This window comes from Tritonibacter horizontis (assembly GCF_001518015.1).
Classification (GTDB): Bacteria; Pseudomonadota; Alphaproteobacteria; order Rhodobacterales; family Rhodobacteraceae; genus Epibacterium; species Epibacterium horizontis.
Map to the genome: position 1 here is coordinate 36,413 of NZ_LPUY01000082.1, position 10,733 is coordinate 47,145.

Consider the following 10,733-nt stretch of genomic DNA (forward strand, 5'->3'; position numbering starts at 1 on the left):
TCAAAAGGGAAGTCATCAAGATGCTGCGCACCCGAGGGTGGATCCATGCCTGGCTTTTGTTGTCGCCGGCCTTTGTCTTTCTGATCGCATTCACGCATTATCCGGCGCTGACCACCCTGTGGAACAGTTTCTTTACAACCCCACGCGGACGGCGGCCGCGCCGCTGGGCGGGTTTGGATAATTACGACACGTTGATCGCTGATCCGGTGTTCTGGAAAGTGCTCGGCAACAATCTGATCTATGCGCTTGGCACGATCCCCTTGTCGATCGTGATCGCATTGGCAATGGCGCTGTGGGTCAACCGGCAGTTCACCGGGCGCAGTTTCGTGCGCATGGCCTATTTCACCCCGACGGTACTGCCGATGATCGCGGTCGCGAATATCTGGATGTTTTTCTACACGCCGGGGTTTGGCCTGATCGACCAGATCGGCAGCGCGTTGGGCTTTGGCCAGACCAACATCCTCGGGTCGGCGGACAGCGCGCTCTATGGTGTGATGGCGGTAACGATCTGGAAAGAAGCCGGGTTTTTCATGATCTTTTATCTCGCGGCCTTGCAGACCATCCCCGTCTCTCTCACCGAGGCGGCGCGGATCGAAGGGGCGGGCAGCTGGACCATCCTGCGTCGGGTGACGCTGCCGCTGCTGATGCCGACGACCTTGTTCGTGTCGATCAACGCGGTGGTGAATTCCTTTCGCATGGTTGACCACATTTTTATCCTCACCGGCGGGGGGCCGGACAATGCCTCGTCATTGCTGCTGTTTTATATTTACGAGGTCGCCTTTCGGTTCTGGGATACGGCCTATGCCGCGACGCTCACGGTGGTGGTGCTGATATTTCTGATGGGTCTTGCCATCGGCCAGTTCTTTCTCTTTGACCGGAAGGTGCATTACCGATGACGCTGGATCGCCTCTTCAACACCGTCGCGGCCTGGGCGTTGGCGCTCTTGTGGGTGCTGCCCCTGGCCTATGCGGTCTGGACCGCCTTTCACCCGGCCGCCTATGAGGCGCGGTTCGACCTGTTCGCGCCGCTGACCCTGGAGAATTTCGCCAAGGCCTGGGCGGCGGCACCGTTTCGACGGTATTTCCTCAATACATTCATTCTGGTCACGGTGATCCTTCTGGGGCAGCTGCTGCTGTGCACGCTCGCGGCCTATGCCTTTGCGCGCTATCAGTTTCCGGGGCGCGGCATCCTGTTTGCTTTGGTGCTGGTGCAACTGCTGATCATGCCGGACATTCTGATCGTGGAGAATTACAAGGCGATCCGGGCCCTTGACCTTGTCGATACCATTCCGGCGATCGCCTTGCCCTATATCGCCTCGGGGTTCGGGATATTTCTGTTGCGCCAGACCTTCATGTCAGTCCCCAAGGAGCTGGAAGAGGCCGCTCAGGTCGAGGGCATGTCGAGCCTGGGCATCCTGCTCAAGATCTATGTGCCCTTGGCGGTTCCCACCTATCTGGCCTATGGGCTGGTGTCCGTCAGCCACCATTGGAACAATTTCCTCTGGCCGCTGATCATCACAAATTCGGTGGAGACGCGCCCGGTGACGGTGGGACTCAGTATCTTTTCCTCCATCGATTCCGGGGTGGAGTGGAGCGTCATCAATGCGGCGACATTGATGACGTCAGGGCCGTTGCTGTTGGCATTTTTGCTGTTTCAGCGCCAGTTCGTGCAAAGCTTCATGCGGGCCGGGATCAAGTAGCATCAGCCTTGGGCTGCATGTCGATCTCCAGCAGGACCGGGCCGCGAAGGGGCAGGATTTCGGCCAGCGCGGTGGTCAGACTGTCCGGATCGCAGCGCTGATACCCGATGCGATGCGCCGCCGCCACAGCGCGGAAATCGGGCGCACCCGGATGACAGCCTGTCGCGGCAATGCCCGCCGCTTCCATCGCGTTGGCGATCTCGAGATAGGCGTTGTTGTTCCAGACCACAAACAGGATCGGCAGGGCTTCGTCGCTGGCGACGCCCAGTTCGGGCAGGGTGAATTGGGCCCCACCATCGCCCATCAGGGCAATCACCGGTGCGGTGGGGTCGGCAATCGCCGCGCCGATCGCGGCGGGAATGGCATAGCCGAGCGCGCCGAACCCGGTGGCGCCATTGAACCATCCGCCGGGGCGGTCGTGATCGTAAGCAAGGTTGGCGGCATAGACCGCTTGGGTTGAATCCCCGACCATCAGGGCGCCGGGCAGAGCATCGCGCAGCGTCTCAACCTGGGCAATCAGCGCGCCGTAGCCGGGGGTCAGACGGTTGACTTCCTCGTGGGCGGCGGTGCGCGCGGCCTGGGCACGGGCGGCGCCGTCCGACGGCGTGCGGGCCGGGACGGTTTCGGCCAGCACGGGCAGACAGAGATCGACATCGCCCTCCACGGCGCATCGGGCCGGATGACGCGCAAGCTGGTCGGCGCAGATGTCGATGCGGATCAGGTTCGCCATCTCGGGATAGCTGCCCGTGGCATACATGTCATAGTCCGTCGGCCCAAGTTCGGTGCCCAAGGCCAGGACGCAGTCGGCCGCACTGAGCAACGCGCGGGTGGACTGCAGCGATGGGCTGGCGGCGACAGTCAGGGGATGGCCATGCATCAAGCCGCGCGCATTCACGGTCTGAACGACCGGAGCGTCCAAGCGTTCCGCCAGTTGCATCAGCGCCGCGTTCTGGCGGCGACACCCGCCCCCGGCGATCAGGACAGGGCGTTGGCTGCTGGCAAGTTGGTCCAGCACCGGTTGCAGATCAGGCAAGGTCGGCGGTGTTGGCTGCGCCGGGGTCACTTGGGCCGGGCCGGGCAATGGCATAACATCTGTCGGCACTTCGATATGGACCGGGGCAGGGCGTCCCGTCATCGCGGTAAAACACCGATCCAATGTGCTGGCCAGCGCGCTCGGATCGGACAGCTGTTCGGCGTGCTTGCAGACGGTTTGCGACAGGCCCAGCTGGTCGGGCAGTTCGTGCAACAGGCCCAGCCCCCTGCCCAGACTGTCACGGCGGTTGACGCCAGTGACCACCAGCATCGGGACGCTGTCGGCGCGCGCCTGTGCCATTGGGGTCAGTGTGTTGATCAGGCCCGGACCGGTGATGACAAACACGACCCCAGGCTTGCCAGTGACACGGGCATAACCATCCGCCATGAACCCGGCGCCCTGTTCGTGGCGCGGGGTGATGTGGCGAATGCCGGTCCCTTCGATCCCGCGATAAAGCTCGATGGTATGGACGCCCGGAATGCCAAAGACGACCTCTACCTCGCGGGCGACCAGGCTTTGCGCCAGCGTCTCACCGATTGTTTTCATCTGTTCTGTCCTTCAGGTCGGAATGTCGATGGGAGCCGTCGCAAGCGGCAGATCAAGGATCGCGAAGAGCGTCGTTTCCGCCACCTCGATCAGCCGTGCAGCAGGAAGCATGTCCGGCAGCATCGACCCCTCCAGCCACAGCCCGTCCAGAACCGCGTTGCAGGCAATGGCCTTGTGTTCGACCAGCCTGGGGTCCCAGGGGGTTTTGTTGGCGGTGAGGGCCTCGGCGATGAGCGGTTCCAGCGTGTCGCGAAAGCCAAGATAGGTGTCCCGGTGGATCTGTTTCATTCGCGCATCATGGGGCACCATCTGGATAAAACCCGCCCAGACCTGCAGCGCCGCGCCATTGGTCACCGGCGGCGACAGCGTGTCCTTGATACATTGGCGCAAGCGATCTGCCAGCGGGCGAGTCTGGTCTGTCGCGGAGGACAGGGAAAGTTGCGCCATTTTCTGCATGTGATAGGCATAGGCCGCGCACATCAGGTCTTCTTTGGTTTTGAAATGATGGCGGATGAGGCTGAAGGCCACGCCTGCCTCTGCCGAAATCTCTCTTACGGTGGCGGCGGAGACACCTTTGCGGGCGATGACGCGCAGGGTGGCCTCGATCAATTGTTCGCGGCGCAACTCGGGACTCTCCCGGCGGAACTTGGGTTTGTTCTCGGACATCTGGATCTCCCTGCCTTTGTTGTACGTTCGTACAATAGGGGCGAAAAATCAAGTCTGAATTCCAGCGCTGCCGCCTGCGGTGCCGCAGGCACAGAGAGCGGGCCGTTCTCGGGGATTTGGGACGGGTTTCAGGCGACCTGGTCGGTATTTTGCTGAGGCATGGCAACGGGACGGGGCCACGTGACGCGAAAACAGCTGCCTTCCCCCGGCGCCGAGGTGAGGGCAATCTGTCCGCCCACAGTGCTGACCGTTTTCTCGACCATGGCCAGCCCCATGCCGCTGCCTTCAACCTCGTCACGCGGCCGCAATGTCTGGAACATCTGAAAGATCTTTTGGTGATACTTCGGCGCGATGCCTGGCCCGTCATCGGTGATTGAGAAGATGAACATGTCTTCATCCTCCGCAAAACCGATATGCACGTGACCGTCCTGTCGGTCGTGATGCTTGATCGCGTTTGAGACCAGATTGAGGAGAACGTTGCGCAGGGGCATCGCAGCAAGCTGTGCTTGCGCCAGAGCATCATCGTAGCTGATTGAAAAGCTGTCCGGGATCGAGATCAGGTCGAAAATCTGCTCCAGCAGTTCTTGGCCGGAGATGACCACCTGGTCTTGTTCTTCCTTGCCGATCCGGGAATGGGCCAGCAGGTCGGTCAAGAGTTGCTCCATCCGTTCAACGCGGCTTTGCAACAGGTCCATGCTTTCCCGGGTGTCTTCGGTCAGATGCTCCGCCAGATCCTGTTCCAGCCAGGTCGCGGCATTGCGAATGACCCGCAGCGGTGCCTTCAGATCATGCGAGGCGACATAGGCAAAGGTGTCCAGTTCGATGTTCGAGCGTTCCAGCTCCGCCTTGGCGGCCTCAAGATCGGTGACAGTCTGTTCCAATCTGTTTTCAGCCGCCTTGCGGCTGCTGACGTCGCGCATGATCGCGATAAAGGCATTGCCGCTGTCGGCGAGCACCTGACTGATGGAGACTTCGACATCAAACAGGCTGCCGTCGCGCCGAAGACCATGCACATCGCGATTTGGCGCCATCTGGCGGCGCAAACTGTCAAAATTGTTCGTCGCGAGGTATCCGGCGTGATGGCCCCGAAATTCCTGCGGGATCAACAGATCCAGATGTTGACCGATTAGCGCATCGGGCGTGTAACCGAACATCTCTGTCGCGGCGGGGTTTGCGTTCAGGATCACCCCATCGGGGCGCACGGTCAGAATGCCGTCGACCGCACATTCGAAAATGGCGACCATCTGACTGGACCGGGTGATCAGATCGTTGGTGAGATCCACAAAAGCCCGCGACAGCTGGCCGATCTCATCCTGGGTTTCGGCCGGCAGAGCGATCGCGTTCTCCGTGTTCGGGAGCTCGCGGATACTGGCGACCAGATGCGCCAAGGGAGCGGTAAAGACATGCGACACCGACCACGTCAGCACCAGAGTGGCAGCGATCAGCAGTCCGGTCACGGCCAGGTTGTTGTTCAGAGCATCATTTGAGGCGGCGTGCAGTACATTGTGCGGGGCGGAGGTTGCCACGACAATCCGGAACGGGCTGGCATGGTCCGGTATGGCAACTTCGTGAAAATAGGCCGTGGTTTCGCTTTCGAATTTCAGTGGCCCGTTGGGGTCTGGCGTCCAATGGTGGCCGACGAACGGTTTGAGGTTGGTGGCGGTGCTCTGGAACAGGCGCGAGGGCGTACCGTCATCCTGAAAAATCAGAAAGTCGCCATTGGCGTTCACCACCCGAAGCTGGTGGCCCGTGCTCGGCATCGGCGCGGCGGTCAAAAGGAGGCGACGATAGTTTGCGGTAATCACGATGGCGGCAATCACGTTGCCGGAGATGTCGAGCAAAGGCTGAACAACATTCAAAGCGCGCCGGATTGGCACGTCCTTGTCTGTGTCGTCACCGGGGGCGGGGCGGGCGAAATAGAACGCAGGGCCGCGCTCAAGGAGGGCGAACGCGGGGTCGCTCTGCTCCCATCGGTGGCGTTCGGGCGTTTCGCTGCGCATGGCAGCACCAAAGTGCTGGACCTGGGTGCGGGTGCCAGCCTGACCGACAAGATCAATGACGCTGACCTGATCGTAATGTGGATTGGCCTTGAGCAGCGACAGCATCTGTTCGGCAAGCGGTGTTTGCGGGGACGCAGTGTCAGGCGGCGCAGCCGTTTTGGGTGTTGGCATGGATGCTGGCGGATCTTCCGCAGCCCCCTGCCGCATGCGTTCAAACGGCGGTGTCATTGCAAGCGCCTGGGCATCATGCAACATGCGCTGGAAGGGTTTCGCAATCAGTCGGCTATTAAGCTCTGCCTCCATGGCAAGCCGGTGATTGGCCGCTTGTTGACCGAATGTTTCGAGTTGTCTGAAAGAGATAGCCAGCATCGCACTGACTGACAGAATGACGACCGTCAGGCAGAGGGCGATTAATTTCCCTCGGAAAGTCAGGTTGAAATGGCGTGTCATTCGGATCCGGTCTGGGGTGCAGTCCGGTCAAAAGGTATTTGAGAGTCTATGATTGAAAGTTAATTTGCTCAAAGCCGCACGAAAATACATCGAAAAAACGCGATCTACCCGGTTGGCTGTCGCAGCAGCACCGCCGCAGGTCGCGGCGATGCTGCGTGACGGGTTATTTCGGCAACAGAACCGTATCAATCACGTGAATGACGCCGTTGGATTGATCCACATCAGAGATGGTGATCTGGGCAGCGTTGCCGCTCTCGTCATAGATATAGAGTTTGTTGCCCTTGGCCTGGGCCGACAGTGCATCCCCGGAGACAGCGTTGAAATGGTAAAACCCGTCAGCACTGGCGCGTGCGGCGCTGGCGATCTGGCTTGCGGACCAGTCACCCGCGACCACATGCGACGTCAGGACTTTGGTCAGGGTCGCCTTGTTCTCGGGCTTCAGCAAGGTATCGACGGTGCCCGCAGGCAGTGCCGCGAAGGCATCGTTGACAGGCGCAAACACCGTGAACGGACCGTCGGATTGCAGCGTTTCTACCAGATCTGCGGCCTTGACCGCGGCCACAAGGGTGGTGTGATCGGCTGAATTGACGGCGTTCTCAACAATGTTTTTGGTCTCGAACATGGCCGCGCCGCCGACCATCGGATTCTCGGCGAGGGTTGGTGTCGCGATAAGGCCAAGCAGAGCGGCGGCGGCGAGGGCTTTGTAGGATGTCATCTGTAGATCTCCCTGATCAGACTGGCCGAATGTGTTCCGGCGATGCAGGAGACACGGACGCACGGCGGGCAGAGTTTCAGCGGCAGTGAACTTTTTTTGTCATAGGGCCGAAGCGGCGCCCCGGCCGGAATCCACGAAGGGCTGCCTCAGGCGTCCCCGAAGGTGCCCGTGGCAAGGACCGTACCTGTTGGCGCCCCGGTGGGGGACCCGCCGGGCGGTTCGTCGGACACGGCGATCACACCGCTGACGAGCAGTGGCGCAAGTGCATCGGAGACGCGAAGGCGGGTGGTGCCGGAGGCCGCAAGGACGCCAAGCGAGACCGGCGCGCTTGCGCCTTCGGCGATCAGCCAAAGTTCCAGAACCCGACCGTCGGGCGCGGCGCCGGACTGTTGTTCGATCAGGATTTCCTGGCTCTCGGGGAATACTCCAGCGCGGAGGACCAGGGTCTGGTCGGGGCCGGTCAGTTCTGTCTGGTATGCCGGTAAGGGCGCGCTGGGGTCGCGGAGGGTCACGGTGAGCGCGAGGCCCGCGATCAGGGCGCAGGCCGTCATGGCCCCCAGCCAGATCGGCCACCGGGCAAACCGGTTGCGCCGGGGTTGGGGCGTGGCGCCGACAGCGTGCAATATCGTGGCCTTGACCGCGGCGGGCGGCGGCACCGGCGGAATGGTCTCCGCAAGCGGCGCAAGCCGGGCCTCCCAATCGTGGACGCGGGCCTGCAGGGCAGAATCGTGGCGCAACCTTGCGTCAAAGGCCTGATGCTCTGCCAGAGTGAGCAGGCGCAGAACATACTCCGCCGCAAGGGCATCGTCGTCCCTGATGTCGTCCTTGCTGTCCTGCGGCCCAGTCATCGTGTCAGGCATTCCTTCAGTTTCTGCAGGCTGCGGCGCAGCCAGGTTCGCATCGTGTTCAGCGGCACGCCGTAGCGGTCCGCCAGTTCAGTATAGGTTTCCCCGCCCAGATAGACGCGCCGCACCGCATCGGCGCGGTCGGCGGGCAGTTCGTTCATGCAGGCCACCACCTGAGCCTGTTCCGACCGGGCCATGGCCACGGTTTCCGGCCCGGGTCGGTCGTCGGCGAGGTCAACCACATCGTCGATATCGCGCATCGGCGCCTTGCGCTGGCGAAGGCGGTCAATCGCGAGGTTGCGGGCGACGGTGATCAGCCAGGTCATCGGGCTGTGGCCGGTCACGGCGTAGCTGTCGGCCTTGTGCCAAATTCGAATGTAGACCTCTTGCAGAACCTCTTCTGCTTCGCTGCGGTTGTTCAAGACACGCAGACAGACCCCGAAAAGTTTCGCGCTGGTCGCATCATAAAGTGCGGAGAACGCGGTTCGGTCGCGCAGGGCCACCCGCGCGATCATCGTTTCTATGTCCGCTCTCGTGGCCATGACCTGCGTGTTACCTTGCCTGCTCCGGCTCAGGCTAAGCGCAGGAGCAGGGCTGTTGTCAATTCAAACTGCCCCTGCCGTCGAACCTCGGGTGGCTCCTGTGCGCCGGCGGGCGGCGCCGGCTCAGAAGACGCCCGGCGCGCATTGCAGGCAAATCAGCCCCTCGCTGCGCCAGAAATCTACGACAGATGCACGGTCGTCAAAGACGATCCAGGGGTCAAAACCGTCTGATCGCATGCGGGCCAACAGGTCCCGTTTCACCTCCGGGTCGCTCATCTCGTCAGTGCCGGCGGGGCGCAGATAGATCCCGTCGAAGGGCAGATCGTTCTTGTCCAGCCAGGCGATGGTGTCTGCGCTCCAGCCCTCGGGGCGGCCAGAGCACAGCACGATCTGTTCGCCCGCGGCCTTGAGGTGACGCAACACACGGCCCACGGGCGCGATGACCGCGGTCTGCGCCATTGCCGCGTGAAAGGCGTCCCAATGTTTTTCGACCCCGTGCACAAGCGGACCAAGCCGGTCTGCGTCGAATTCGGCAAGGGTGCCGTCAATGTCAAAGACCGCGCAGCTTCTGGTGGGGTTGGGTTGGGTGTCAAAACTCATCAGAGGTTTCCTCGTGTCGGCCGCTGACATAGCGGAAATGGATGGGGCGGGCGTTTGGGGCCCGCGCGCCAACTGTGGCCTGTCCGGCCAGAAGCCGGGTGGCGCGGATAACGCCGGAATGGCAGATCAGGACGGGCAGGCAGGTGTCCGGGGTGCCAGCGCAGCAGCTGGTGATTGCCGCATGGACGCGCAGGATCATGGCCCGCCAGCCTTCGCCGTCCTGTGGCGTGGTGTCCCGCGCCGGAAGATCCCGCAGGGGGCGGCCCTCAAAGATCCCCCAGTCCCGTTCCCGCAAACCGGGACAAAGCCGTGCGGGGTGATCGGGAAAACCGAGCCTGGCAGTGTCCTGTGCCCGGGACATCGGACTTGTGAACACGGAGACCGGCCCGGCCCAGTCCACTTGCGCCAGGCTGCGGGCCTGGGCGCGGCCTGCGTCGGTCAGCGCGACATCCAGGCGTCCGGCTATTCGCCCTGCGTGATTGGCGGTGGTTTCGCCATGGCGGATCAGGCAAAAATCCCGCGTCGGCAGGCCCGGAAGATCAGACATGCCGGAGGTCATAGCGGGAGCGTCTCGTGCAGGAATACCTGGGCGTCAAACCCATTTTCCACCAGATAGTCCTCGGGCAGGGTGCAAAAGGCCGGAGCGAAACGGCGGGCCTGCAGGCGCCGGATCATGGCGATCTGGTCCTGCAAGGGTGGATGCACATTCCATCGGCAAAAATAGCCGCCGTCGACCGTTTCGATGCCCCGCGCGTGCGCGGTCATATGGCCGGTAAAGATGACATGGGCGTCACGGCCGAGGCGGCCGCTTTCGCGCCAGGCGCGGACATAGGCCCAGGCCGCGCCGCCATCGGCATTCGGGGTGTCACAGATCAGGAACCGTGCCTTGTCCAGCGGGCCGCGTTCAAGGAGGGGCGCGATCTCCTGCGCGGCGGGCGCAACGCCGCCGGAGGCCAATGCCGCCCTGAGCGTGGCGCAGCATTCCGGGTCCAAGAGCACGCTTTCCGGTCCGAAGCGGTGCATCAGGTGCAAGGCAAGTTCGCCCGCGCGCCCCGATGGTGGCACCGGAAACAGGATCTGCCCCTCCAGCCGGTCGATCAGCGCGTCGAGGTCGGCCAGCCGTTGCGATTGCGGGATGGGGTCAAGGTGATAGGAACAGTCAATGATCGCGGTCGCCGCCGGTGGTGGCCGGTCAAAAGCGAACCAGCGCGATTCTTCGGACCAGTCGCCGGAATAGAACAGCCCTGCCCCCAGATCGAAATGGAACCAGACCCCGCCAAGTGCGTGACCGTTGCGGCCGGTGGTCAGGGGAATGCCGTCGAGCAGGGTTGTTCCCTGCTCTGGCAACTCCACCACCCGCGCGGACGGAGGCAGCGCCTGGGCGGTGCGATGGGTGGCGTGGATTGGCAGACCCGCCTCGACCGCATAGGCCGCGCCGCCGATATGGTCGATATGGTCATGGGTGACAAAGACGGCATCGACGCCGTCCAGCCAGGTCGGATCGAACTGGGCGTTTGCTTCGGGGCCAAAGCCACAGTCCAGGAGCCAGCGCGCGTGTCCCGTGTCGAGGCGCATGGCAGCGGGACCCTTGTCGCCGATGCCGGAGAGGACGGTAATGGTAGCCATTGGGTGTCTCC

11 protein-coding genes are annotated in these 10,733 nt (G+C 62.5%); 2 read left to right on the plus strand and 9 right to left on the minus strand.

Features of this window, described 5'->3' with window-relative positions:
* Positions 1-20: 20 nt before the first annotated feature.
* Both TRIHO_RS16090 and TRIHO_RS16095 read left to right on the plus strand, forming a co-directional pair.
* Positions 21-896 carry a carbohydrate ABC transporter permease gene (locus tag TRIHO_RS16090; RefSeq protein WP_068245889.1) on the plus strand — a complete coding sequence of 292 codons (876 nt, stop codon included), beginning with the start codon at positions 21-23 and terminating at the stop codon, positions 894-896.
* The gene (locus tag TRIHO_RS16095; RefSeq protein WP_068245892.1) at positions 893-1,699 is read left to right on the plus strand and encodes a carbohydrate ABC transporter permease; all 807 of its coding nucleotides are present in this window, start codon (positions 893-895) and stop codon (positions 1,697-1,699) included. Before TRIHO_RS16090 ends, TRIHO_RS16095 begins: the two co-directional genes overlap by 4 nt.
* On the opposite strand, the gene TRIHO_RS16100 is transcribed toward TRIHO_RS16095, so the two are convergent.
* The 9 genes from TRIHO_RS16100 to TRIHO_RS16140 all read right to left on the minus strand — a co-directional run bounded on the left by TRIHO_RS16100 (position 1,692) and on the right by TRIHO_RS16140 (position 10,722).
* Positions 1,692-3,278, minus strand: coding sequence for a 5-guanidino-2-oxopentanoate decarboxylase (locus TRIHO_RS16100; RefSeq protein WP_068245895.1), 1,587 nt, complete (start codon positions 3,276-3,278; stop codon positions 1,692-1,694). The genes TRIHO_RS16095 and TRIHO_RS16100 overlap by 8 nt on opposite strands.
* A 12-nt stretch (positions 3,279-3,290) precedes the next feature.
* Entirely contained in the window at positions 3,291-3,944 is a 654-nt protein-coding gene (locus TRIHO_RS16105; RefSeq protein ID WP_068245898.1) for a TetR/AcrR family transcriptional regulator, read from the minus strand.
* 128 nt (positions 3,945-4,072) lie between these two features.
* Positions 4,073-6,313: a sensor histidine kinase gene (locus TRIHO_RS16110; RefSeq protein ID WP_165595921.1), complete on the minus strand. Its 2,241-nt coding sequence runs from the start codon at positions 6,311-6,313 to the stop codon at positions 4,073-4,075.
* Positions 6,314-6,557: 244 nt separating this feature from the next.
* Positions 6,558-7,109 carry a fasciclin domain-containing protein gene (locus TRIHO_RS16115; protein WP_068245904.1) on the minus strand — a complete coding sequence of 184 codons (552 nt, stop codon included), beginning with the start codon at positions 7,107-7,109 and terminating at the stop codon, positions 6,558-6,560.
* A 146-nt stretch (positions 7,110-7,255) separates the two neighbouring features.
* Positions 7,256-7,969: an anti-sigma factor gene (locus TRIHO_RS16120; RefSeq protein WP_082705168.1), complete on the minus strand. Its 714-nt coding sequence runs from the start codon at positions 7,967-7,969 to the stop codon at positions 7,256-7,258.
* Positions 7,954-8,496, minus strand: coding sequence for a sigma-70 family RNA polymerase sigma factor (locus TRIHO_RS16125; protein ID WP_068245910.1), 543 nt, complete (start codon positions 8,494-8,496; stop codon positions 7,954-7,956). The genes TRIHO_RS16120 and TRIHO_RS16125 overlap by 16 nt, the downstream gene beginning before the upstream one ends.
* A gap of 123 nt (positions 8,497-8,619) precedes the next feature.
* On the minus strand, positions 8,620-9,096 hold the full coding sequence (locus TRIHO_RS16130) for a phosphatase domain-containing protein (protein WP_068245912.1): 477 nt from the start codon (positions 9,094-9,096) through the stop codon (positions 8,620-8,622).
* Entirely contained in the window at positions 9,086-9,643 is a 558-nt protein-coding gene (locus tag TRIHO_RS16135) for a histidine phosphatase family protein (protein ID WP_068245997.1), read from the minus strand. Before TRIHO_RS16135 ends, TRIHO_RS16130 begins: the two co-directional genes overlap by 11 nt.
* Positions 9,644-9,651: 8 nt before the next feature.
* Positions 9,652-10,722, minus strand: a complete 1,071-nt coding sequence (locus TRIHO_RS16140) for an MBL fold metallo-hydrolase (protein ID WP_082705169.1) — start codon at positions 10,720-10,722, stop codon at positions 9,652-9,654.
* Between the last annotated feature and the right edge of the window lie 11 nt (positions 10,723-10,733).

Coding starts and splice junctions, on each gene's coding strand:
- TRIHO_RS16105 (WP_068245898.1), bottom strand. CDS start 3,944: ATGTCCGAGAACAAACCCAAGTTCCGCCGGGAGAGTCCCGAGTTGCGC.
- TRIHO_RS16090 (WP_068245889.1), top strand. CDS start 21: ATGCTGCGCACCCGAGGGTGGATCCATGCCTGGCTTTTGTTGTCGCCG.
- TRIHO_RS16125 (WP_068245910.1), bottom strand. CDS start 8,496: ATGGCCACGAGAGCGGACATAGAAACGATGATCGCGCGGGTGGCCCTG.
- TRIHO_RS16135 (WP_068245997.1), bottom strand. CDS start 9,643: ATGTCTGATCTTCCGGGCCTGCCGACGCGGGATTTTTGCCTGATCCGC.
- TRIHO_RS16120 (WP_082705168.1), bottom strand. CDS start 7,969: ATGCCTGACACGATGACTGGGCCGCAGGACAGCAAGGACGACATCAGG.
- TRIHO_RS16130 (WP_068245912.1), bottom strand. CDS start 9,096: ATGAGTTTTGACACCCAACCCAACCCCACCAGAAGCTGCGCGGTCTTT.
- TRIHO_RS16115 (WP_068245904.1), bottom strand. CDS start 7,109: ATGACATCCTACAAAGCCCTCGCCGCCGCCGCTCTGCTTGGCCTTATC.
- TRIHO_RS16095 (WP_068245892.1), top strand. CDS start 893: ATGACGCTGGATCGCCTCTTCAACACCGTCGCGGCCTGGGCGTTGGCG.
- TRIHO_RS16110 (WP_165595921.1), bottom strand. CDS start 6,313: ATGCTGGCTATCTCTTTCAGACAACTCGAAACATTCGGTCAACAAGCG.
- TRIHO_RS16100 (WP_068245895.1), bottom strand. CDS start 3,278: ATGAAAACAATCGGTGAGACGCTGGCGCAAAGCCTGGTCGCCCGCGAG.
- TRIHO_RS16140 (WP_082705169.1), bottom strand. CDS start 10,722: ATGGCTACCATTACCGTCCTCTCCGGCATCGGCGACAAGGGTCCCGCT.